Annotated in this window: 20 protein-coding genes and 2 pseudogenes; 8 read left to right on the top strand and 14 right to left on the bottom strand. The window is 41.0% G+C overall.

What is annotated here, in order from left to right:
- Positions 1-79: 79 nt before the first annotated feature.
- The 5 genes from A9260_RS03070 to hisC all read right to left on the bottom strand — a co-directional run bounded on the left by A9260_RS03070 (position 80) and on the right by hisC (position 5,509).
- Entirely contained in the window at positions 80-715 is a 636-nt protein-coding gene (locus A9260_RS03070) for an HD domain-containing protein (protein ID WP_068696093.1), read from the bottom strand.
- 251 nt (positions 716-966) lie between these two features.
- On the bottom strand, positions 967-2,559 hold the full coding sequence (gene ahpF, locus A9260_RS03065) for an alkyl hydroperoxide reductase subunit F (protein WP_068696091.1): 1,593 nt from the start codon (positions 2,557-2,559) through the stop codon (positions 967-969).
- A gap of 208 nt (positions 2,560-2,767) precedes the next feature.
- On the bottom strand, positions 2,768-3,325 hold the full coding sequence (gene ahpC / locus A9260_RS03060; RefSeq protein WP_068696089.1) for an alkyl hydroperoxide reductase subunit C: 558 nt from the start codon (positions 3,323-3,325) through the stop codon (positions 2,768-2,770).
- A 317-nt stretch (positions 3,326-3,642) separates the two neighbouring features.
- Positions 3,643-4,419: an ABC transporter substrate-binding protein gene (locus tag A9260_RS03055; RefSeq protein ID WP_068696087.1), complete on the bottom strand. Its 777-nt coding sequence runs from the start codon at positions 4,417-4,419 to the stop codon at positions 3,643-3,645.
- Positions 4,420-4,432: 13 nt separating this feature from the next.
- Positions 4,433-5,509, bottom strand: coding sequence for a histidinol-phosphate transaminase (hisC, locus tag A9260_RS03050; protein WP_068696085.1), 1,077 nt, complete (start codon positions 5,507-5,509; stop codon positions 4,433-4,435).
- Positions 5,510-5,658: 149 nt separating this feature from the next.
- On the opposite strand from hisC, the gene A9260_RS03045 reads away from it, so the two are divergent.
- The gene (locus tag A9260_RS03045; RefSeq protein ID WP_068696083.1) at positions 5,659-6,540 is read left to right on the top strand and encodes a LysR substrate-binding domain-containing protein; all 882 of its coding nucleotides are present in this window, start codon (positions 5,659-5,661) and stop codon (positions 6,538-6,540) included.
- A 3-nt stretch (positions 6,541-6,543) separates the two neighbouring features.
- On the opposite strand, the gene A9260_RS03040 is transcribed toward A9260_RS03045, so the two are convergent.
- From A9260_RS03040 to A9260_RS03010, 7 genes are all read right to left on the bottom strand, one after another.
- Positions 6,544-7,542 carry a phosphotransferase gene (locus tag A9260_RS03040; protein ID WP_082957033.1) on the bottom strand — a complete coding sequence of 333 codons (999 nt, stop codon included), beginning with the start codon at positions 7,540-7,542 and terminating at the stop codon, positions 6,544-6,546.
- A gap of 189 nt (positions 7,543-7,731) precedes the next feature.
- Positions 7,732-9,402 carry a BatD family protein gene (locus tag A9260_RS03035; RefSeq protein ID WP_231892557.1) on the bottom strand — a complete coding sequence of 557 codons (1,671 nt, stop codon included), beginning with the start codon at positions 9,400-9,402 and terminating at the stop codon, positions 7,732-7,734.
- A gap of 2 nt (positions 9,403-9,404) precedes the next feature.
- Entirely contained in the window at positions 9,405-11,372 is a 1,968-nt protein-coding gene (locus tag A9260_RS03030; protein ID WP_068696079.1) for a vWA domain-containing protein, read from the bottom strand.
- A complete protein-coding gene (locus tag A9260_RS03025; protein ID WP_068696077.1) occupies positions 11,365-12,333 on the bottom strand; it encodes a vWA domain-containing protein in 969 nt (322 codons plus the stop codon). The genes A9260_RS03030 and A9260_RS03025 overlap by 8 nt, the downstream gene beginning before the upstream one ends.
- On the bottom strand, positions 12,330-12,827 hold the full coding sequence (locus A9260_RS03020; protein WP_068696075.1) for a DUF4381 domain-containing protein: 498 nt from the start codon (positions 12,825-12,827) through the stop codon (positions 12,330-12,332). Before A9260_RS03020 ends, A9260_RS03025 begins: the two co-directional genes overlap by 4 nt.
- Positions 12,828-12,837: 10 nt before the next feature.
- Entirely contained in the window at positions 12,838-13,839 is a 1,002-nt protein-coding gene (locus A9260_RS03015; RefSeq protein WP_068696073.1) for a DUF58 domain-containing protein, read from the bottom strand.
- A 10-nt stretch (positions 13,840-13,849) separates the two neighbouring features.
- Positions 13,850-14,884, bottom strand: coding sequence for an AAA family ATPase (locus A9260_RS03010; protein ID WP_082957032.1), 1,035 nt, complete (start codon positions 14,882-14,884; stop codon positions 13,850-13,852).
- A 523-nt stretch (positions 14,885-15,407) separates the two neighbouring features.
- On the opposite strand from A9260_RS03010, the gene A9260_RS03000 reads away from it, so the two are divergent.
- The 3 genes and pseudogenes from A9260_RS03000 to A9260_RS02995 all read left to right on the top strand — a co-directional run bounded on the left by A9260_RS03000 (position 15,408) and on the right by A9260_RS02995 (position 18,142).
- Positions 15,408-16,037 (top strand): heme-binding beta-barrel domain-containing protein, encoded by a 630-nt coding sequence (locus A9260_RS03000; protein ID WP_068696067.1) that lies wholly within the window; start codon positions 15,408-15,410, stop codon positions 16,035-16,037.
- Positions 16,038-16,760: 723 nt separating this feature from the next.
- Positions 16,761-16,922 (top strand): annotated as a pseudogene (locus A9260_RS17235) (reactive intermediate/imine deaminase); the annotation flags it as partial.
- Positions 16,923-17,032: 110 nt separating this feature from the next.
- Positions 17,033-18,142 carry a porin gene (locus A9260_RS02995; RefSeq protein WP_068696065.1) on the top strand — a complete coding sequence of 370 codons (1,110 nt, stop codon included), beginning with the start codon at positions 17,033-17,035 and terminating at the stop codon, positions 18,140-18,142.
- 343 nt (positions 18,143-18,485) lie between these two features.
- Here the strand turns inward: A9260_RS02995 and A9260_RS02990 are convergent, their stop codons facing one another.
- The gene (locus A9260_RS02990; protein ID WP_068696063.1) at positions 18,486-18,956 is read right to left on the bottom strand and encodes a TetR/AcrR family transcriptional regulator; all 471 of its coding nucleotides are present in this window, start codon (positions 18,954-18,956) and stop codon (positions 18,486-18,488) included.
- A gap of 750 nt (positions 18,957-19,706) precedes the next feature.
- Here A9260_RS02990 and A9260_RS16875 point away from each other — a divergent pair.
- The 4 genes from A9260_RS16875 (at position 19,707) to A9260_RS02970 (ending at position 22,438) form a co-directional block, all read left to right on the top strand.
- Positions 19,707-19,874, top strand: a complete 168-nt coding sequence (locus A9260_RS16875) for a hypothetical protein (protein WP_156683996.1) — start codon at positions 19,707-19,709, stop codon at positions 19,872-19,874.
- 286 nt (positions 19,875-20,160) lie between these two features.
- Positions 20,161-20,664 (top strand): hypothetical protein, encoded by a 504-nt coding sequence (locus tag A9260_RS02985; protein ID WP_068696060.1) that lies wholly within the window; start codon positions 20,161-20,163, stop codon positions 20,662-20,664.
- Between the two features lie 1,199 nt (positions 20,665-21,863).
- A complete protein-coding gene (locus A9260_RS02975; RefSeq protein ID WP_231892556.1) occupies positions 21,864-22,169 on the top strand; it encodes a hypothetical protein in 306 nt (101 codons plus the stop codon).
- Positions 22,170-22,171: 2 nt separating this feature from the next.
- Entirely contained in the window at positions 22,172-22,438 is a 267-nt protein-coding gene (locus tag A9260_RS02970; RefSeq protein WP_156683995.1) for a hypothetical protein, read from the top strand.
- Positions 22,439-22,937: 499 nt separating this feature from the next.
- On the opposite strand, the pseudogene istB reads toward A9260_RS02970, so the two are convergent.
- Positions 22,938-23,155, bottom strand: a pseudogene (istB, locus tag A9260_RS02965) (IS21-like element ISVch3 family helper ATPase IstB); the annotation flags it as partial.

The following is a 23,155-nucleotide window of genomic DNA, read 5'->3' as shown; positions in this document are numbered from 1 at the left end:
ACGCTTTTTTGTATAAAAAAACGCTGCCCTATCAATTCTAATTCTTGTCATAAAATAAATTCAATCCATAAACTACGTCCTAAATAATCTCTTGTCTTAATTGATTTAGATATTGGCGCATAAAGATCATTCTTTTATGGGCTTCTTTTTTTCCGGCCTTAGTTTGCATGCTTTCTGGTAATTTAAATAATTTATTAAAGAAATGGTCAACGGTGTATTTATGGTCATCTAATAATCTTTTGTCTGCAAAGGGATCATCTAATGAATATAATTGCGCATCAAAGCTACTCCCGACTTGAATACAGCGAGCAATACCGATGGCACCTAATGCATCGAGTCTATCGGCATCTTGTACTATTTTAGCTTCAATTGAAGTTGGGGTGATATTGGCACTATAACTATGGGCAGCAATAGCATGGTAAATGGCTTTATAGGTATGTGAAGGATATTGAATCGAGGCGAGAAATTGTATTGCCTTGTCACCTGCAAGTTGTGAGCTTTGGTGGCTCTGAGAATGATTTTTGGGATACGAAAAACAATCGTGAAGATAGGCTGCTGGCAACACAATCCAAAGATCGGCATTTTCTTGTAGCGTTAATTGTTTTGCATTGCTGACCACCCGCAAGACATGGCTAAGGTCGTGCGCTAAATCGGCATGCATTGTTTCTTGCAAGAATGCAGCAAAGCTTACTTCAAAGTCGGTTGGTAGTTTCATTAATAGTACACTCAGCTTGCATTGAAAGAGGATTTTAGTGGTTAATCAGTTAGCGATTGCTATTCATCATAGCTTAATGAAGTGGTTATTGTTTGGCTTTATAGATGATTTTACGATGCAGATCATAGGGGGAGGGTAAGCTGAACTTTTGTCATTACCATAAACTAAGCTATTGATAATAATAAATATAGGCTCTGTATCTTTGATATACAGAGCCTATGGATTTTTGAGATTACACTTAATACAAGCTGTTACGCTGTTTCAGCCGTTTTAACGGGTGCTGGATTACGGATTAGATAATCAAATGCGCCTAAGCTTGCTTTTGCACCTTCGCCCATGGCAATAATAATTTGTTTGTAAGGTACGGTCGTAACATCACCTGCTGCAAATACGCCGTTCATCGAGGTCGAGCCATGTGCATCTATCTCAATTTCTCCGCGAGGTGAAAGGTCGACTTTTGTCTCTTTTAACCATTCACTGTTTGGCATTAGACCGATTTGAACAAAGATACCCGCAACGTCAATGTACTTTAGTTCATTGGTGTTTCTATCTTTATATTCAAGGCTGGTTACACGGCTATCATCACCAATAACCTGAGTGGTTTGCGCCATCGTGATGATGTCGATGTTTAGCGTTGAGTTGGCTTTGTCGATAAGCACTTGGTCGGCACGCAAAGTGTCGGCAAATTCAAGCACTGTCACATGCTCAACAATACCCGAAAGGTCAATCGCCGCTTCAATGCCTGAGTTGCCACCACCAATAACGGCGGTGCGTTTGCCTTTAAATAGTGGGCCGTCACAGTGTGGACAGTAAGCAACCCCTTTATTGCGGTATTCTTGTTCACCAGGTACGTTCATTTCACGCCAGCGAGCACCCGTACTGGTAATCACAGTGCGAGCTTTCAATGTTGCCCCACTTTCTAGCTCAACATGAATGTAACCATCTTCAGTTTGTTCAGCATCGATAATATTTGCAGCGCGTTGTTCTGTAATCACTTCTACGCCGTATTCTTTTACATGTTCTTCTAAACTGGCGACTAATTTAGGCCCAGTTGTTGCTTTGACAGAGATGAAGTTTTCAATTGCCATTGTATCCATGACTTGACCACCAAATCTATCGGCGACAACACCAGTGCGGATACCCTTACGAGCGGCGTAAATTGCGGCAGAAGAACCGGCAGGACCACCCCCGACCACAAGAACATCAAACGGTGCTTGCTTGTCTAGGTTTTGCGCCTTTTTCTCAGCAGCGCCAGAGTCAACTTTGTTGAGGATTTCAGCAAGAGACATACGGCCTTGCCCAAACAGCTCACCATTCACAAACACACTTGGTACGGCCATAATTTCACGAGATTTCACTTCATCTTGAAATGCAGCACCATCGATCATGGTGGTTTTAATCAGTGGATTAATGGCCGACATCATATTAAATGCTTGAACTACTTCCGGACAATTTTGGCATGAAAGTGAGATGAAAATCTCGACATTTAGAGGTTGATTTAGATCGCGGATTTGTTCGATGGTTTCCGCATCCAATTTAATTGGGTGACCACCACTGTGTAGCAGAGCAAGTACTAAAGAGGTGAATTCGTGACCCATAGGCAAACCAGCAAAACCAATGGCAGTGCCTTTATCTTCACTCACTACTTGCATGATTGGGCTGCGAGTACTGGCGTTGTCATCGCGAACGACTTCAATTTTGTTAGTGAGTGACACAATATCTTCTGCCAGAGCTTGAAGCTTGTTTGCTGTGTCACTGTCATCAAGGCTAAGCACCAGCTTAACGTTAGTTTTAAGGTTATCTAAATATGCTTTTAGCTGCTGCTTCATTGCTTGATCTAACATAATTGTGCCTACTCTTAAGTTTGTCTGGTTTTGACTAATATCAGGTTGTTCAAAAAAGGAAAATAGAAAAAAGGGGTACAGCCTGAGATATTGAAAGGTTGATAAAGCAATAAGGTGGCACGCTTTAACCCTTTTAGGAGGTAAGTTAAAGCGTGCCCGTAGAACGACTTAATGCTCTTTCATACTTTATTTACTGTGAACTAGCCGATTAAATTTTACCAATTAGGTCTAGAGAAGGGGCTAGAGTTGCTTCGCCTTCTTCCCATTTAGCTGGGCAAACTTCACCTGGGTGAGCGGCAACGTATTGCGCAGCTTTTACTTTGCGTAGAAGGTCACTTGCGTTACGGCCGATGCCTTCAGCAGTGATTTCCATTGCTTGGATTACGCCTTCTGGGTCAACTAGGAATGTTGCGCGGTCTGCTAGGCCTTGACCTTCACGCATAACATTGAAGTTGTTAGTGATGTTGCCAGATTGGTCACCCACCATGAAGTAGTCAATTTTACCAATAGTGTCAGAGCTTGCATGCCATGCTTTGTGAGTGAAGTGAGTGTCTGTTGATACAGAGAAAACTTCTACGCCGCGGCTTTTTAGTTCTTGGTAATGATCCGCAAGGTCGCCAAGTTCAGTAGGGCAAACGAAAGTAAAATCAGCTGGGTAGAAGAAGAAAATAGCCCATTTACCTTTAACGTCGTTTTCTGTGATATCTACGAACTCACCGTTTTTGTATGCCGTTGCTTGGAATGGTTTGATTTCAGTATTGATCATGATATTAAGTCTCTTGTTTGTTTTAGTCATTACGCTGTTTTGCGTCGATGGAGTTATATTGCCCCAACGCCTTTCATAGGTAAATTTGAACGTTTCTATCGTTCTGATAGGGAAAAGCTATCAAAACTAAAGTGATTAGTTTGCCTTGAAGCAATAACAGCAAAAACAGCAAGTGACGGTGAGATTTGAAATGAAGTTTATGTTGGATATGGATATGGAGATGCTAGAAATGAAAAAGGCCTGATGCATGAATACATCAGACCTTTTTTACTTGTGTCGTCCAAAAATAAATTTAGGCGGTTTGTTTTGAGTGTTTGTTACTTGATGTCTTCGCCGTAAATATCAAAGTTGAAGTATTTAGAGGCAATTTTATCGTAAGTACCGTTAGCTCTAATTTCAGCAATCGCTTTGTTAAATTTATCTGCAAGTGCTTTGTCTTGTTTTCTCAGTGCCAGCGCTGTGCCTTCACCGATGTATGCTTTATCTGTTACTGCTTCGCCTTTAAATTCAAACCCTTGTCCGACTTCTTTATCTAGGAAAGCCAGCATTAGTTGGTCAGCGTTGCCAAAAGTCACATCTAGACGACCATTTTGCATATCAAGGTAAACTTCATCTTGACCGTTATAACGTTTGATTGTGGCGACTTTACCAAACTTATCGGTAACGTAACGGTCGTGAATAGTCCCTTGTTGTACACCAATCACTTTGCCTTTTAGGCCTTCTTGGCTAATCACGATATCGCTATCAGCATTGGCCACAAAACGTGCGGGTGTTTGATAGTATTTATTCGTAAATAGGATTCTTTTTTGACGCTCTTTAGTAATACGCATTGATGCCATTATCACATCAGATTTACGAGCTAGCAGGCTAGGAATTAGAGCATCCCAGCTTTGAGAGACCCAAGTACACTCAAGTTTAGCTTGAGCACATAGTGCGTCTGCAATTTCAATATCAAAGCCAACAGGTTTACCATCTGCATTTTTGTAATTAAACGGTGCATAAGTAAAGTCAGAAGCTAAACGAACTTCTTTTGCCATTGCTGTTGCACAAGTAAGTGATGCGATGACGGTGATAGCGAGTAGGATTTTTTTCATTCTTATGTCCCTCTTAGAGCGATGAAATTGAGTATTGGTTAATAAGTTCAGCGACTTCTTGCATCGATTCTGATGAACCTATGGTAATTCTGACGCAGTTTTTTAGTGTTGGTTCGTGAGCTTGGTTACGCGTTACCACGCCATTCTCTTTTAGATATTCAAACAACTGAGCTTGTTGGGTTGTGCGAATCAGTACAAAGTTAGTCGACGATGGGTAAATATGCTCTATCCACTCGACATTTTTGATGGCATCAATAAAGGTTTGTTTTGTTTCAACAATCGTCTGGGTGCTATGCATGGCAATATCGATGCCCTTAGTAGAGAGCGCTTCTAGTACGATATTGGCGGAGCAATCAGGCATCGGATAAGGGGGAATAAGTTTTAATACGTATTCCATCACATCTGCTGTAGTAACAATAAATCCGCAACGCACAGCCGCTAAACCAAAGGCTTTCGATAGAGTACGAATAACCACAAGATTTGGGTATTGCTCCACAAGATCCATGACAGTTTCGCCTAATTCGAATTCGATATAGGCTTCATCGACGACAACTAAAGCGTGTTGCTGAGTCCCTTCGACAACCGAAATAATATCGCGACGAGAAAGCAAGTTACCGGTTGGGTTATTTGGTGAACACAAAAAGATGATTTTAGCATTGGGTGCTTGCTTAATAATGCTATCTACATCGAGTTTGAACTGCGGCTCAATTAGGGGCACATCAATGGTTTCTACTGCCATTGCGTCTGCGCAGAATTCATACATGGCATAAGTTGGCGAGCTGATAATGATTTTATCTTTGCCCGGCTGACAGAAGGTTCTAACAAGCAAATCAATGGCTTCGTCCGCGCCACGTACTGCCACTGTCGGTGCTGTGGTCTGGCAGTAGTCTTGGTAAGCTTCTGCTATCTGATGAGGTAGAAAATCGGGGTAACGATTATAATCTGCATCGTATTCACCATAATGCACGCCGTGCTCTAATTCGTTGGCATTTAACCACAGTCGACCAGCACCACCAATACGACGTGCAGATTGATATGGTATTAATTTTTTTATGCTTTCAGGTGCTAATTTTGCGGCTAAGGATGTCATCAGTAAAATCTCTCGATGAATATCAAATCACTATAATCGTTTAATGATTCAGTTTTTAGGGTTTATTTGACTAATTTAATCAAAAACTCTTTGATGAAGAATCGAATTAAATACATAATAGCCATGCATTTTTATCATGGGTTAAAGTCATGAAGTCACGATTACCGTCGACAAAGAATTTACAAATCTTTCTTGCGACCGCAGAGCATCTTAATTTTACTCATGCCGCGCAGGCTATGAACATGACTCAAGGGGCCATTAGCCGTCAGATACAGTCTTTAGAGGCATTGATGGGCACTGCGCTGTTTTATCGACAAGCACGAGGTTTATCCCTGACTGCCGAAGGCAATAAGCTGATTCCTTTGGCTGAGGATATTCTCAATCGTTTAAGAAAAGCGGTAGTTGAGGTAACGGAGCGATCAAATCGGATAAAGCTGAATGCGCCAAGTTGCGTGACGTCTTGGTTATTACCTCGGTTAATGTCATTTCAACAAGACTACCCAGATATTGAAGTGGAGCTCACCTCGAGCATTAAGCATCAATCATTGCCTAACTTTGAGTCTTTTGATTTGGTGATTGTTTATGGTCGACCGCTGTATTCACTGTCAGTCACAGAGCATGTACTTTTTGAAGAAAAACTGACGCCAGTTTGTGCGCCGCAACTTTGGAATCAAATAATAGGTGAGCGCAGTAATTGGCATGACCGAGATCTGACTCAGTTTACTTGGCTACATGCCAACCCAATGTACAGTGATTGGGGATTGTGGCTAGAGAAAAAGGGGGATGTGATGCAAAAAGGAAAACGAAATCAGATTTTCTCAACACTGGATCAAGCAATGAATGCGGCTTTGCATGGCTTTGGCATTGCCGTTGGCGACATTACCCTTGCTGATGAGGATTTAAAGCTGAATCGCTTGATGCGTCCATACCCTGAGCATGTTGTGTCGGGTCAGAGTTATTACTTATTAAGACCAAAGGAAGCGCAAAGTACCGCCATTGATGATTTTTTACGGTGGTTACTTCCTGCATAGCATTTAGCATTGCTTTAATGCTTGCAGAGTTAAGGCTTCGGTATAGGGATTAATTTTCCAGTGATTTGGGCTCCAGCCTTTTACAAAGCGTTGGAAGTCAGCCCAAGCGACACAAAACAAAGGTCGCCATGCCTGCTCAATATCAGCGTAATTTAGAGTTGGCTGACAATCTTCTACGGCAGCTTTTAGGTGTTTAAAATAGGTATCAAGTAACCACTGCTCTTTAGTTGCACACTCACTGGGTAAAACGGCGCTACTCATAAATAACGCCACATCTTTCATCGCGCAGCCCTTGCCGACGTATTGAAAATCCACCGCTGCTGCATTGTTACCATCGTCTGTAAAACAAAAATTTGCCAGCTTTGCATCACCATGCAGCAATGTTTGGTAGGGCGCTTGATTGAGTATCTGGTCAATTTTATGCGCCGAATCTTTTAGTTTTTGATCTTGCAGGGCTTGCAGTTCATCAGGTCGAGTTTCAAGATGCCAATAAGTGCCGTGTTGCCAAAGTCCGTTGCTAGCTGTCTGAATGTTACCTGCGTGAACATGATCCGTGTGAATATGGCTGGCATGAAACCAAGCTAACCATTTTAAGCACGCTTCGATATGGCAAGCTTTTAAACGAGCATCTTCTGCGGTTTGAATGGTATTGATATAACCCAATTGAGCCAAATCTTGCATCACTATCAGCCAAGAGTGCTGCGTTTGTATGGTGTCGAGTGCTAATGGCGCAGGGCAGTTGGAATGAAGAGTTGCCACGTAATTTTGATACCAATGCAGCTCAACTTGATAGGATTTAATCTTTCTTTGATGGGAGCGCTTGGTGTTCCATCCCTTGGGATGTTCAGTTTGCTCAGGCAATGCAATGTGCTTAACGATAATACTGTCATCATCAACCGATAAACGCACCAGTTCACCGTAACCTCCCCACAAGGTTTGCAGTGTTTGTGTGTCGTTAAGCTGCTGGAAACCTAACTGCTCGATTAAAGGTAAGTAGTTCATTATCGGTATCTTTGACATTCGGTGTGAGCTAAAGAATATGCATACGCTAATGTATCACGAAGCACTTTTAATGTTGATGCGGATATTTGTTAGGTTGTTGAGTTTGCAGGTTTAAAATAAAAAGCTCACCCAGGTTACTTTTTTATAAGTAACCTTGGTGAGCTAATTTATAGTGTGTGAATAATCTGATTAAAGCGATGCTAAATCGCTTTGTTGCTGGGTATTGAATGCCTTAGTGTTTTTAATGCTTTTTATCAGCTCAGCATTATCCCAATGGACTGAATCTTTACCCATTAAGGCTTGGTTCATCGTATTAAGATGCTGACGAATGCTCTGTTCATCTTGCTTGGCAATATTGTCACTTTTCAGCCACTGCTCAAGCATGGCTTGCGCTTTTATGGCGTCACCTTGCTTTATTGCGCTAATCAATTGTGCTTTGAGATTACCGGTCTGCGCTGAATGAGTCAAAGCTCTATTTGACGATACAGGTTGTTTGGTTGCTCGCCACCACATCGCGCTTGATATTAACCAAAGAATGGCAAATAACGCGGTTAGCAAAGGCCAGTAACCATGGCCGGTTTTGCTATCGCCTTGCTGTGTAGCCGCAGTTAAAGGAGCCGCTGTTGATGAATCAGCAGTAGACGATGTAGCTAAAGGCGCGGTCGGCAGTGGCGCTGCGCTTGAAGCTTCTCCTTGATTCACTTTTACTTTCAAACCATCAACTTGGCTAGTTTGCGCTTGTTTCGTCGCTGAATTCCACCACTGTACTTGCACGCTAGGTAAAGAATACTCTCCACTGTGTTTAGCAATCAGCACTTGTTTGGTGGTCATGGTGACTGAGCCATCTTCGTTGTCGGCAAAGCTTGGTTTTTCGCTGTAAACCCGAAAATTTTCAGGGTTGTTGATGGTTAAATTAGGCAGTTGCTCGGAAGTTAAATCCGTTGCCGTTAAGGTGATGGTGCGGGTGATGGAGTCCCCTGCCTCTATGGTCGCAGATTGATCGCTGACTGCTTGGTTATTATCCAGTTGCCATTGCTGAGACAGTGTTAATGAGGATGTTGGTAGCCATACTCCGTGATAATCCTTTGGTATTGGCAGCACTTTTATCGGTATTTGTGGTGATTGACCATCGAGAGTGACGATGTGCGTGTTGCCGCGTCGATTACCATAGTTGACCACAGCAGTTAGAGTGGGCGCTTGAATAGTAAAATCACCGCTGGTGCTAGCCGTGACTCTAAAAGACTGGTCAATAATGAAAACGTCCACGCCATTGAGTACCGCTTGATACTGCTTAGGTTCCGCAATAGGTTGTAACTGCAACCCTGGCGCGGTTGGCTTAGTAAGATTTGGGTTTTGTAATTGGCGAGGGTCAACCTTGACAATAATACGTGCATCTAGCGTGGAGCTTTCATTTGGGTAAAGCTCTTTTTTGCTAAGTTTGGTTCTGACTTCAATGATGTCCTCAGTGGTGGGCATTTGTTCATTGACGGTCACATTTAATGTGATTGGTGCGGTGGCGGCGTTTTTGACCGTAAAACTTGGAATCGTCAATATGCCGGTTTTTTGAGGCGCGATAGAAACAGTCCACACACTGCTGTCACTGCGCTTACCGTTCATGATATTAACCGATGAGCCAAAGCTTGGGCGACCAACATAAAAGTCATTAGATAGCGTATCTAGGTTGATGCTATCACTGTCGAGCTTTTCATCAGCGGCAATTTTAAGTTGAATGACTTCATCTTTAGTCACTTTGGTTTTGGTGACACTGGCAGTGATATTCAGTGCCCATGTGGAAAAGCTACATAATAAGCTTGTAGCTAATGCCAAAGTGGTAATAAAAGGCTTAAATTTGTTCATCATTGTTACCATTCTTTCCCCGTTGATGCCGGTACTTCTTTACTGTTTGCTTGCAGGAACATTTGTGCTTTTAGCAAGTAACTTGGATCTCTGACACTTTCTACTTGTTCTAACTTCCTGATATCAGGATCCACTTTTTGCTGTGTAGAAGCCGATGGACTGGAAGAGGCGACTTGTTTAGCTTGGTCTGGCTTGGAAGACTTATCTTTTTCCGAGCTTGGTTTCATTTGTGCTTTTTGCGCAGCTTCATCCGCTTTGTCTTTCTTTTCCGCCTGTGATTGAGAGCCATTAGACTGGTCAGAATTAGATTTTGCTGCCTGTTGCTGAGCCTTATCTTGCTTAGAGGAGGAATCACTTGATTGTGACGGTTTCTGTTTTTGTTTATCTCCTGATCCATCTTTTGATTTAGCCGAGCTTTGATCTTGAGGTGGTTTTGACGGCTTAGACTGGCTGTCGTTATTTTGTTTATTATTGCGAGAATTTTGCTGTTTTTCAGACTGAGACTGATCTGCAGATGATGACTTTTGTGATTGAGAGTCGCGATTGCTTTGCTGTTTGTTGTCCGAGTTTTGCTTGTCCTGTTGTTGACTCTGTTTTGATTGGTCAGCACTGTCTTGCTGTTGCTGTTGCTGTTGCTGTTTTACAACATTCAGGTTGTATTGTGCATCGGCATTATCAGGTTGTTGTTCAAGCACTGTTTGATAGTCATCAATCGCTTGTTGCAAATCACCATGTTGTGCGTAGGCATTGGCTCTATTGTAGATAGAATCCATGTCTTGGTGGTCTTTTAGCGTATCAATAGCACTGGCATAATCACCATTTTGATATTGAGCGGCCGCTTGCCATTTTGCGTTGTCAAAGGTTTGAGCTGCCGTGGCATAATCCTTGGATTGAAAGGATTGATAGCCTCTTTGATTGGTGTTGGAAAAGGCACTATCTAGCACAGAGGCTTGAGCTTGTTGCGGGTGCAAACCTAGGCTAAGGCATCCCAATATGGCAGAGAACACCACACCTTTACGAAACAATGGCAGTACTAAAAGTAATAACAGCGGCAATAAATAGAAGCCATTATTAATCTTGCTTTCAATCTTCTGATTTTTATCACTATGCGCAATGCCATCAAAGGTAGCGCTAGAGATAAGGCTGGCGATATCCTGATTATCATGGCGATATTTTATAAAGTGACCATTATTAATATCAGCGGCAGAGCGAAGGTGATTAAATTGGGTTTTTGCCACCACCGTTTTGCCATTTTTCATGGTGAGTAGAGAGCCATCAGGCATCGGAATTGGTGCACCTGCTGCTGTGCCAAAGGCTAATACAGACAGTGTCCACTGACCTTGTTGTTGATTAAGCTGATCTTTGATTTTTGCCAGTTCTTGGCTATCGAGATCATCGGCAAACAGTAGAATTGCCCCTTTATTTAAACCGGCTTGCTGCATGATTGTGATGGCTTGTTTTACGCCAAGATCGGCTTGCGCCCCTTGAATAGGCATAATATCGGGCGAAAGGTTGTGCACCAAATTAGATAAAGTAGCCGCATCGGTAGTCAGTGGGCTTAGGGTATACGCATCACCTGCATACGCCACCAGTCCAGTTTGTCCTTGAGTAAATAAAGACAAGATGTCTTGCGCTTTATATCGGATTTGGTCAAGTCGGCTGGGCTTAATGTCTTGCGCGTAGACCGAGCGTGACATATCCAATACTAAGACTCGCGCTTGAGATGACTGAGAAGCCGGAATGCTTTGTTTTTCAAAGCTTGGGCCAGATAGCGCTAAAACGGCAACTATCGATAATAGTACCAACCAGTTATGCGATGCTTTTGTTTTCTTTGCTTCGCCTTTGATGGCATTTGCCAAATGTGAAGCAACCACTTGCGAGCCTGCGGATGTGTTTTTTATCCAGAGAATAACCAACAGCAGCGGTATTAACAATAAGAATGCTTGAGGGTAGAGAAACTCAAAATTAGACATTATTTCTCCTTATCACAACGGTGATAACAACGAAGATCAATCCGAATAAAGCTGGCCAGACAAACCATTCTGTTCTTGGTCGCCAAGATTGTGTGGCTTTTTGAATCGGTTGCAGTGAGTTGATGGTGCTATAAATAGATTCTAAATCTTGGGCGTTACGTGCTCGGAAATACTGTCCGCCAGTCATGGTCGCCACTTTGGTCAGTGTCTCTTCATCAAGATCTTGAGCGGTGTTAACAGTGCGAGTCATAAAGAAGTTCTGTACTTGCATTTTGCCTGCGCCAACACCGATGGTGTAGATAGTGGTATGAAATTTCTTAGCGATGGTGGCCGCTTGAATCGGGTCCATTACGCCAGCGTTATTACTACCATCACTGAGTAAAATCATTACTCGTTGCGGTGCGTCACTGTCAATAAAGGTCTTAGTGGCAAGCCCAATACCATCACCAATCGCGGTTTGTGTACCAATCAGCTTTAATACGGTTTGATTGAGCTGGGCTTTTACTGTTTCACGATCAAAGGTTAATGGGGTTTGCAGGTAAGCGTGATCGGCAAAGTACACCAAACCTAAGCGATCACCGGTGCGTTTGTCTATAAAGTCAGAGACCACATTTTTGACCGCACTCAGTCGGTCAATATAGTCACTTCCTTGTTGCATATCTTCTTGGCTCATCGAGTTTGAAAGGTCGATTACCAGCATCACATCTCGATGTTTAGGGTGGATCTCTACAGGATCGTCATACCAAACGGGTCTGGCGCTGGCTAAGACGAATAAAATCCACGCGATAATGGCCAATGTTTTAGCAACGTTGGTGCTCTTATCTTGCTCGACTACGGTTTGAGACAGGTGCGGAAGCATCACCATAGAGGTTGCTTTTTGTTCTCGTAGTAAACGATACGCAAGGTAGGGTAGGGGAAGCGCCAATAGCATCCACCACCATTCGAAGGTAAATCCACTCATGAGGCGTTCCAATTGCGATATTTGCGTTTTGGTGGCAGTGCATTATTGAGCCAGTGTTGGCAGTCTTCAATTAGCTCGGCATTGGTATGGTCACTAGACTTACCCGCAGCGTATAAAGCTTTTTTCCACAAGTCACTTTTGGCTAAAAAGCGTGGAGAGGCAAGCTGAGAATCAAGAAAAGACAGCCACTTATCGCCGGTCAATTTAGCAATGTCTTGACGAGGAAAGTAACTTAATGCTGCTTGTCTTAGCAGTTCTTGGGTCTCTGATACACTAAAATGAGAGGCATTTTTAGCTAAAATCTGTAAGGCCGCTTTCTTCGCTTTCTGTTTATTGCGTATGCTTCTGTGGGTGATAAAAATAATCACCAGAACAACGCAAATAGCGCCCAATATTCCCCAGTAGCCCCAAGCTAAAGGCCATGCGCTCGGATCGGCAGGTAAGTGAATCGGCTTTAATGGTAATGCGTGTGTTTGTTGCTGTATTTGGCTCATAGTGACTTACTTAAAATGTGTGCGGTTGCAGCTGTTGTAAAATTGGGATCCCGCTAGAGACAATGGATAGCGCAATGCCGTACTGGCTAAGTTGCTCAGTTAATTGCTGCTGCTGGTGGCGAAAGGTATCATGGATAGAATGCTTCACTTTATTATTGGATAAATTCACAGACATAATCTGCTCTTTGCCCAATACTTTTTGAATGCCTTTGGCTTGTGTATCACCTAATTCGATAGGGTCATAAATTTGTATAGCTCGAACCTTATTGTGCGCAGATACTTGGGCAATAGAGGCCATATCTTGCTCGGAGAAAGACGAGAAATCGCTCAAAATAATGAGCTCACTGCCTTTACGGCAAAGATTAGTCACTTTTTGCAAGGAAGCCTGTCGGTTAATCGATTTAATACTAGCGACATTATTTAAGCCGCTATTATGAATTTCACACAAGCGATTGAGCAGGCGAAGCAACGCAACTTTAGAGCTTGAGGGGCGAATCTCGGTCAGGGAATCACCACAACGAATAATCGCGCCCACTCTGTCTTTTCCGCTCATTGCCGTCCAAGCTAATAAGCTGGCTAGATGACACATTTGCACTGATTTTAATAGCAATTGCGTGCCAGTAAACATACTCGGCGTTAAGTCGATAAACAGCACTACGGGTCTTTCGCGCTCTTCGGTAAAAAGCTTGGTATGCACTTTTCCGGTGCGAGCAGTAACGCGCCAATCTATTTGACGTACATCATCACCGGCTTGGTATTGGCGCACTTCCGAGAAGGTCATGCCTTGCCCTTTGTGAGAGCTGGTGTGTTGCCCGTTGAGTTGAGACCAAAGGCTTTTCGCGGGTGGCTGCCAACGTTTACCGTGTAATTGGTAAAAGCTTAACTCATTGATATTAACCGTCACACCATTGCTGGTGTGCGGTAATAGCGCCGCAGAAATAGCGCGCTCAAAGGGATTTTGACTACTGGTTTTAGCACCAAATAAGGCGGCGCTTTTGAAGCGTTCAAACATAAGAATGACCTTATGCAGATGCAACAGTATGCAGCAGTTCTTCGATTACTCTATTGGCATCAATACCTTCAGCTTGCGCTTGGTAACTCAGCAGTAATCGGTGACGCAATACAGGGAAAATAACGGCGCTCACATCTTCTGGGCTGACAAAATCACGGCCCGCTAACCATGCACTCGCGCGAGCGGCTCTATCAAGGGCAATAGAAGCTCGAGGACTGACGCCCATTTCTATCCATTGGCTCAATTTCTCGCTGTAAGCACTCGGTTGTCGGGTCGCCATGATCAGACGAATAATGTATTTCTCGATGGTTTCAGACATGTGTATGGATAGCACTTGGCGACGAGCTTCAAAAATATCTTTCTCTGCAAGCGTGTCATTAAAGCTATGCACCTCTCCTAGTGCTTCACCGCGATTCAGTCGCAATATATTAAGCTCACTTTCTGCATCAGGGTAGTTCACTTCAATGTGCAGTAAAAAGCGGTCTAGCTGCGCTTCCGGTAAAGGATAAGTCCCTTCTTGCTCTATCGGGTTTTGCGTTGCCATTACCAGAAAAAGCTCAGGTAATTGATAGGTGGTTTGACCAACACTGATTTGCTTTTCGGCCATGGCTTCTAGCATGGCTGCTTGCACTTTTGCGGGAGCTCGGTTGACTTCATCGGCCAAAACCAGTGAATGAAAAATAGGCCCCGATTTGAATTGAAACTCACCCGTCTCTGGGCGATAAATATCGGTACCCGTTAAATCAGAAGGCAGCAGATCCGGCGTAAACTGAACTCGATGAAAGCTGCCTTCTATGCAATCGGCTAAACATTTAATCGCCCGAGTCTTCGCGACGCCAGGCGCACCTTCTACCAAAATGTGACCATCAGCTAATAGTGCGATGAGTAGCTGTTTAACCAAATTATCCTGACCAATAACTTGAGTTTCTAGGTAGCGTTGTAGGTGCTGGAAAGACTGCGCAGGCATGTAAATGTTCCTTGTTACGTTCAAAACGATAAATAAGTAGATGGAAGATTGAGAAGAAAGTTCCCTTTCTTTGAAGATTGATTTATCGATATAAAAATTATGTTCATTGGACTTGAATAGATGTGGTTTTAATTTATAAAGTTCAATAGCTTAACAATGTGCAACCAGTCACTCAAAGAGTTCTATTTAGCCAAGTTTATAGGGACTACAATGCCCATTTTCTAGATGAAAAGGAAGCCCTAGACACAAGGATACAGCTAACCATTCAACTCAGTTTAAAACTAGAGGTGAAAGATAGTATTTCAATGTTGGAAGTATCTGAACTGCTTATGAATACATTACAATGATGTCTTATGAGGTTAATTTACTATAATTAGCATTAGATAGGGTGATAGTGATGTCAGTTACTATTTTAACTAATATCTATTAAATATCCTTCAAACTCATTATGTTAACTGAAACGTAAAACATAATGTTACGGACATATTTGCTTACAAAATCCTCATTTGACTTGTTACAAAGTTTGACTAGCGTTAGTTTTTATCATGTTAATTTTCATTATTATTACTCCGTTATTAATAAAACAATAAATGGAAATAACATGAAACTTAAGTCTTCTATCCTTGCTCTCTCCCTGATGGTTCCTTTTGGCGCTATGGCTGACCATGACAACACTGTTATCGATGGTCTTGACTTTGGACCTCTTGCACAATTTGTTGGTACATGGAAATCAGTTGAAACTGGTGGTGTTGATATTTCACCAGCTCAAGAAGGTACACCTCAAGGTAAAGGTGGCCCAGCCGTTACTCCTTTTTATGAAGTTATGACTTTTGAAGTTGCTGCTGACGCAGTGAATGCGAGTGAGCAAACTCTCGTTGCTTTGTACTATAAACAAGAAGTTTTCCGTAAAGCAGATGATTCTAAGTTCCACGATCAGCGTGGTTACTTCATTTACGATAAAGACAACCAAATGGTATACAACTCATTTTGTGTGCCAAGAACAACATGTGTAACCGCTGAAGGCGTTGCAGGTAACGAAATGAGCCTGAAAGTTGCCGCTCGTGGTATCGCCGAATCTAACTACATGACAGCAAACGCATCAACTACTGATTTTTCTATGAACATCAAGATTGATGGCGATACGCTAACTTACTCACAAACAACTGCTCTAGATATCTACAACAGCTCTTTTGCTCATACCGATTCTTCTGTTCTAGAAAGAGTGAAGTAATCGCATTAGTGTTTAGCTAACAAAAAAAGTTGAGCTTAAACTGATAGCTAAAATGGGATCTGACTTATGTCTGGTCCCATTTTTTATGAAAGAAAGTAGCTTAGTGTCATGCTAGTGAAGTGAGTTGCTTTAGCGTTTTTTATCCATTGACTACGCTCTGTTCAGTGAATTGCGAGAAGATTGAATTTATTTAGTTAATAACGCCTATTATTAAAAATAATATTACTCAATTTTGTTTTTTGTGATTGATGACAAAATAATCATCGACTTAGATCGATAATGGTCACATTTATAATTCGCTTCAATTTACTTAATATGTGGTTTGTGGAAATATAGCTTCATCAGTCAATAAGCTAGAGATAACAATGGAATTAGATATGAATAATAATCTAACAAATCCAGACCAATTATGGTCAAGCTCTTTAGCTTGGTATACAAACGACTATAAAATCTCAATCCTTCCTACGTTCACAAAACTATAAAATCCTCCCCTTAAAAGTAGTGATATTTTTAAGGGCTATTATCAATGGTAATTTAAATGTTCATTAGGTTAATTTGAAAATTAATCTGTGATTGTTTTAATATTAATTTCATTCTGAAAACAATAGTAACGAAAATTATTTAATAATAGAAAGAGTCATTGATCATTATGTTTAAATGTTGATTTAGACAGTCTGGTGATTTCATTTTGCTTATCGAATCGTATAAGACACTGTTAAAAATACAGTTCTTGCGACCAACTTAAATGACTTCGCTGTTGTAAAAAAGAAGCACAGTGAATTCTTTGAGAACTACAATACTAATGCCATCGCTCACTATTGCATTGCAGTAGTTCATCTACCCATAGATGCAAAAGTTGAGAACAAAGTAATAACCATAAAATAAATATAATTAACTTACTGATGGTCTTTAGTATTAAAACGTGAAATTAAACATGGCAGAACGTAAGGCGTCTATTTTGTCATGTTTTAATCCTCTACACATTGGAACTTAAAATGAAAAAATATAATAAAATCCTTTTGCTTAGTGCTGGTCTAGCAATGTCTAGCCACGCAATGTCAGCCACTATTTATGACGATGACGTTAATAAGGTCGATATATCAGGTGCAGTCCTAATTGATTATTGGCAACCGGTACACTTTTTAGACCACTATTTTAATACCAGCCGTACAACTTTAGGAATTTCAGTCGAACGCCAAATGAGTAATGGCTGGTCAAGTGATATGAAATTAGAATGGGATACCATTCTTAATCCACCATCAAATAAAATTGGTAATACGGGGCATGATCAATTTCGTAGTCGTTTAGGCTATATCACTATTAATAACGAAGACTATGGTAGCTTACGTGTTGGTAAACAATATTCAGCTTACCATGATGTTGCAGGCTATATGGATAACCTAATCGTATTCGATCCGGATGCAACACCGATATTTAGTGATGGTAAAGATGGTGGTTTCCTAGCAACTGCGCGTGGTGACAATCTAGTTGTCTATCGTAAAAACTTTGAAGGCTTAAATCTTTCAGCGCAATACGGTTTTAACAATGTATCTAACGTTGCTGACACTCTTCAGCGTGATAGCAACATAGCGATTGCTGCGAGTTATGATTTTGACTTTGGGTTAAGTCTTGGTGCCACCTATATGCAAAATAATATGGATGGTGCAGCAGTTGCTCTGAGTGGCGATGATATGCAGCAACTAACCACCATTGCGGCTAAATATGCGAATAAAGGCCTTCAGGTTTCAGCAGCCGTGACTGATGGTAAAAAAGCACATGAAACAGACTTATTAGGCTACGGCTTTGACGGTACAGCCCCAACGGGTAAATCAAATGAATACGCTGATGCATTAGGCTACGATCTGTACGCTCATTACTATTTCAGCATCGGCTTACGCCCTTATGTCTACCTATCTCATGTAGATTTTGATGATAGTGACGTGAATATCGATGGCAAACGTAGCATCTATTCTATGGGTTTAAGCTACCATGCAACCCCACAACTGATTATCTCTGGTGAAGTTAGAAGAACGCAAGAAGATAACCTAGGTGCGGGCAAGCAAGAAGACACACTATCTGGCTTAACTCTTATCTACGCATTTTAGTTGAGCTTAGGCTGATAAGTAAAAAGGGATCTGACATATGTCAGGTCCCTTTTTTACATCAGTGTGGATGGTTTCGCGCCAAGCTATTTGGAAATATAAGCTGTTAACTTAATTAATCAGAAATAGTTTGAGATGGAACTGATAATTACATTGCAAAAAATCAGCTAGAGGTGGTCTTTGGAGGGATAGGACGGCTAAATATGACTTTGGATCTTGGCTAATTGAGCTGAAGCGTCATAAGCTATTTTATGTTGCAGTTGTGCTTTAGCAAATAAAATAGCTCGGATAACAGGGTCAGTATTAATTCCTATTCTGATGGCTTTTTCCCCATGCTTCTAACACTTCACGCTTCTCTTTTGGCTAACGTCATCACACTTGCGCCTAGTACCCAATACATAACATCCTGAGCTAAATCTTCATCTTGCCACGCTTCAGCCAGAACGCCTTGTAATCGATTTATTCCACCAACAGTCATGTCACTTGTAGATTTTGATGTAGCATTGATCACTAGCATGTGCACGATTCTTTTGAATCTGAGGTCGTTCATAGCATCTTCCCATGATTGCTTGAACTTATCAGGCGTGCTCAGATCTAAATGCTTCATTACTTCTGGTAGTACTTTGCCACGAAGTGCCTGTCCGAAAGATACTTTGTCTGGGAAGTAGGATTGGAGGGTCGACTTTCGAATGCCTAATTCACTAGCAACTGAGAGATGTGTTACGCCATCCCAACCGTCCCGCCAGAATATATCCAATACTTTCTTTGTGTATCTTTCTAGATTGATTGATCTTTGTTCCGCGGTAATTTTAGCCACTATATATTCCAAGTTTTACTCACATGAAAGGATCATAACACATTATTACGTCCTGAGTATTTAAAGCCTCTTGAGTAATCCGTTCTGAGAATGTAATATTCTTTGAGTGGGCAAACTGATATAGAGATTGAGTAAATATTATCTACAACCGCATTACTTTCAATTTCATATGATTGTGATGAATGGAATTTGATAAACATCTCAGATGTTACAAAATTTGCCTCTACAGCACTTACTTCTATTGCAGTAGTTGAATTAAAGTTAGAGAACTTGATGACATAGTGGGAAAAGTGGCTATATTTATTAACTTACAGAGGAGATCTTAGATATAGATGATTTGGTTGACGAGTAAGATTATCGTCACAGGGATCGTGTTAGCGTACAAGATGTACCAAGTAAGAAGTAAAAAAGCTGACAATTAGTCAGCTTTTTTTTTAATTCTTTGACCCGTCCGAAATAAGGTTTACTCGTCCTAGAATCAATTAGCATCTTTGAAAATTATTCATGAACAATACAAATACCCCCGCACATTACATAAATAATTACTGATAATGATTTATGTAATGTGCGGGTTAAAGTACAATCATATTACTATGATGGGGGAGGGGGACTCCCCAAGGTTCAAGATAGGACTAGGGCTATGAACACTTTCCAAGAACAGGCACTACATAAAGAAATTATCGTTCGGCCTAATGTAGGATGTCGTTATTTTGCCGACACTTTATATGATCAGAATAGTGATGTACTTGTGTGTTGGAGAAGCCTCCATTTCATTTCATTGTTGGCGGTTTAACCATGAATCTAGAACAAGGGGATTTTTGCCCTAAATGCGGTCACATTATCGTGATGCCAGTTGACTTGACTCCAGAATGCCTGTGTTGTGGTTATGATCTTCAATTTCATGAAGAAGAAGATTAAGCATTATACTTCTGATAAAACATACCTTCGGGCAGATTTTTAGTCTCTAAAACTGCTCTTGTGGCACTGGGTGCCCATCTTCCTAATAACTTACGTTCTTTCTTGTAAGGATGAGATTACTCTCTTTATTTTAGACTTTAAAATCTCGTTTTTAACTGAGTTAAAGCGCAACCATAGTCTGACCTATTGCTATTTAGGCGATGAAAAGCCACAGAAAATATGACAATTATCGATAGAATTTTTGATTGCTGTGAGATAATAAATAATTACTGATAAGGAATAATGCATGGCTAGAATTACGAATGCCCAACGAGAAACAAACCTTCAAGAAGTAAACAATGCGATTTTCGAATGTTTTATTGAGGGGGGTGTTAAGAATGTCACAATGATAAATGTAGCAATGAGGTGGGGTCGACAATACGCTTCGGCCGTGCAGCCCTACTATAAATCTGATGAGCTTTTGAATGGGCTTCGTGGCAAGGTGATGCCATACTTTACTAAGTTCGTTGATCTAAGAAAAATTCAAACTCCAGAGCAACTTGAGATCGCATGGGAACTTGGCCTAAAAGACGGTGGATTCTGCAATATAATTTCATTATTTGTGTCACACGCTATTAGTAATTCTAACGAGACTCATAATCTAGCTTCTGCTGGCTTATTGAGATTGACACAAGCTGTCTATGAAGCTCTTGGCACAGACGGCCTTAATATGCTTGAGCGAATGATGGGGCGGTCTGCAATCAAGTCATGTCTTTCCGTAGAAGATTATCGAGAACACTACCCTAAATAATCATTCAGAAACCACTACCCAGAGCAGTACTCCAAAATAAGTGTTTTTGGAGCTACTCCATCCTTGGATACAATGGATGCATCTTTCTCTACCCAAAGCGACTTAACTTCTTTTCTTAGGGCTAAAAGCTTGCCTCTCTCATCTGAAGCTTTCTGCTCTTCTTTCATGCTTTTATTGTGAAGCTCAATACAATTAATTGATATTCAGTTATCAGTAAGTGATTACTTTTGTGTTCGCTGGAAGAGTGGAGTATAGTATTTACTTGTAGTAAAAAGGACTTACAAACTAACTAGGAACTATGTATGGTGCTGATATACATGATACCAATATCCATTCAAATTATACTGGCCATATCCTGTATCAACTATGGGCTGAATACTGGAAATACTTGGTCAGTATGTCTAGGTATCATTAGCTTGATAACCGTATTTATACTCGCTGATTGTCTTAGGACGCTACTCTATCTAAACAAGATGATGAACGAAACTATAAATGAAAACACCCGATTCTATTAATCGATTACTAGTAATCAAATATCATTAATTAGTAGCGGATTCCTCTTGAATTATCAGGAGATGAAATTATGAAAAAGAGATTATTGACTGCGGTAGCACAGTCACAGTGGGTGATGGTGTAAACGATATTAGATGGATAGCAAAATGGATTTCACATTGCAAATGCCCAGTTCGATTAGACTAAAATAGCGGTAATTCGGTGTCATTTTCGGACATTTACTAGGTCAACTTAAAATATGTTTTGCCCCGAAATTGGTTTCGCCAAAAAGTCCACAATCACAGTCGAGTAGTTTTTGACCTAATAGAACTAATCTGACAAACAAAACTCACAAAGAACGTAAAATGGGTATCAGAGTGCAACTCTTAGTTCAAAGCAACTAGATAATTTTTGCTCAGTAAATCGCTCTGAAAGCGTCACAAACTTACAAGGTGCTATGCCTTGTAAAGCTTCGTTAAGAGCGTTTGAGGGTCTCTGGTGGGCTGTTTTTGATAGCTAACTATAATAGGAATAATAAACACCGATTTTGAGGTGTTCATTTTAAGCGAATTAGTTAATTTATTTGTTGTTAACAGTTGTTTATTTAGCTTCGTTGAAGCTAGGGGTGGCTTTCTTTGACGCTTGCCCTCTCCCTTTTTTGTTGTACTTTGATTATCAACAACTCATTTTAAAATAAAGGGATTGGTATGAGTGAATCATTGTTTCAAAAAGAACCTTTCATTCCAGCTAATCACGGGAGTTCTAACGCTGATACGTTGCCCCCATTTCCGGACGGGACGATATTTATTAATATCAAAAAGGAAAAAAGCCGATGGTTAATTGTAGATGATGGGAAATTACGATCTTTCGATGGGGATTTGTCGAACAATAAACTGGATGCTACTCAGAAATTGAATGATTTAAGTTCTCTAAAAGGAGGAAGGTGGATGAGTTGTAAAGATATTGAAGTTATCTTCCCTAGTGTGGAGAAGCTTAGGATTACGGAGGTCTAATTTTGTTTCGAACTATCTTTTTTATTACTGTTTTTTTTAGCTTATCAGGCTGCGTTCTTACTCCAAAATCTGCTGAAAATATGACTACAGCACAGTTATGTTCAGAAGCTGCTTATGACGCGAATAGAGACGTTGCGTTTTCAGAGTTAGAACGTCGAGGAGTGAATTTTAGTAATAATGAGCAATGCAAAATTATTTACATTACTAAAATGCAATCATTTTCAGGACAACAGCAAGCCGGTGCAATGCTGTTGCTTGGGTCGCAATGATGATTCTTACCTAATTTAACGTAATTACACTTAATAGGCACCTAACATAAACCAATACTTTTGCTAGTGCGATGTTACTCATCGCACTAGCTCTTCACAAGTAAATTTGCCATACCTGTAATTATCAATGATTTGCTAATTTAGCACAGTCACTGACTCAATTATGTCCAAGGACGTGTTGACGCAGACTCGGCAAACACGTCTTTGCCCCAAAACGTGCCAGAGAAGAATTGAGCCTAATTTCAAACCCCGCAATTTAAGTTACTTTTTCTCATGCAAAAAACTCTATCTATATGGCCAGTTTTGCTTATCCACTACACTCCTAGAGATAGCTTATCTTTGTAAGGTTTGTATTCATTAACGTAGTCTTTTGTTGGTTCGCGAAAAATGAAAGTAAGAAAGGTAGTGCGTTAACTAGCTTGCGTATTCCGGTGATTGCGATCAGCTGTTTCGGTTTATTCCGATCACCAGATCCTGCCGTTTTTCTCTCTTCTTATTTTTACTCTAAGTGATCGGATTGCGCCAGTTTTCTCATTGATTCACCTCCCAGTTCTATTCGATGACTATTGTGTACGAGCCGATCCATTAGCGCGTCTGCAACGGTAGCGTTACCGATCATGTTGTACCACTCCTTTACGGGTAATTGGCTGATGACGATTGTGCTGCTGTTTTGATAACGATCTTCAAGCACTTCTAGTAAGTGACCCGCATGCTCTT

Source organism: Vibrio sp. UCD-FRSSP16_30, from assembly GCF_001676025.1.
Lineage (GTDB): Bacteria > Pseudomonadota > Gammaproteobacteria > Enterobacterales > Vibrionaceae > Vibrio.
The sequence above is the reverse complement of the archived record's forward strand: the minus strand, read 5'-3'. Positions and strand labels throughout refer to the sequence as shown.

Bases quoted from the DNA above. Each gene is read 5' to 3' on its own strand.
- hisC (WP_068696085.1), bottom strand. From the start codon at position 5,509: ATGACATCCTTAGCCGCAAAATTAGCACCTGAAAGCATAAAAAAATTA.
- A9260_RS02985 (WP_068696060.1), top strand. From the start codon at position 20,161: ATGGCTAGAATTACGAATGCCCAACGAGAAACAAACCTTCAAGAAGTA.
- A9260_RS02975 (WP_231892556.1), top strand. From the start codon at position 21,864: ATGAGTGAATCATTGTTTCAAAAAGAACCTTTCATTCCAGCTAATCAC.
- A9260_RS03045 (WP_068696083.1), top strand. From the start codon at position 5,659: ATGAAGTCACGATTACCGTCGACAAAGAATTTACAAATCTTTCTTGCG.
- A9260_RS03070 (WP_068696093.1), bottom strand. From the start codon at position 715: ATGAAACTACCAACCGACTTTGAAGTAAGCTTTGCTGCATTCTTGCAA.
- A9260_RS03025 (WP_068696077.1), bottom strand. From the start codon at position 12,333: ATGAGTGGATTTACCTTCGAATGGTGGTGGATGCTATTGGCGCTTCCC.
- A9260_RS03020 (WP_068696075.1), bottom strand. From the start codon at position 12,827: ATGAGCCAAATACAGCAACAAACACACGCATTACCATTAAAGCCGATT.
- A9260_RS03015 (WP_068696073.1), bottom strand. From the start codon at position 13,839: ATGTTTGAACGCTTCAAAAGCGCCGCCTTATTTGGTGCTAAAACCAGT.
- ahpC (WP_068696089.1), bottom strand. From the start codon at position 3,325: ATGATCAATACTGAAATCAAACCATTCCAAGCAACGGCATACAAAAAC.
- A9260_RS03030 (WP_068696079.1), bottom strand. From the start codon at position 11,372: ATGTCTAATTTTGAGTTTCTCTACCCTCAAGCATTCTTATTGTTAATA.
- A9260_RS03055 (WP_068696087.1), bottom strand. From the start codon at position 4,419: ATGAAAAAAATCCTACTCGCTATCACCGTCATCGCATCACTTACTTGT.
- A9260_RS03035 (WP_231892557.1), bottom strand. From the start codon at position 9,402: ATGATGAACAAATTTAAGCCTTTTATTACCACTTTGGCATTAGCTACA.
- A9260_RS03040 (WP_082957033.1), bottom strand. From the start codon at position 7,542: ATGAACTACTTACCTTTAATCGAGCAGTTAGGTTTCCAGCAGCTTAAC.
- A9260_RS03000 (WP_068696067.1), top strand. From the start codon at position 15,408: ATGAAACTTAAGTCTTCTATCCTTGCTCTCTCCCTGATGGTTCCTTTT.
- A9260_RS02995 (WP_068696065.1), top strand. From the start codon at position 17,033: ATGAAAAAATATAATAAAATCCTTTTGCTTAGTGCTGGTCTAGCAATG.
- ahpF (WP_068696091.1), bottom strand. From the start codon at position 2,559: ATGTTAGATCAAGCAATGAAGCAGCAGCTAAAAGCATATTTAGATAAC.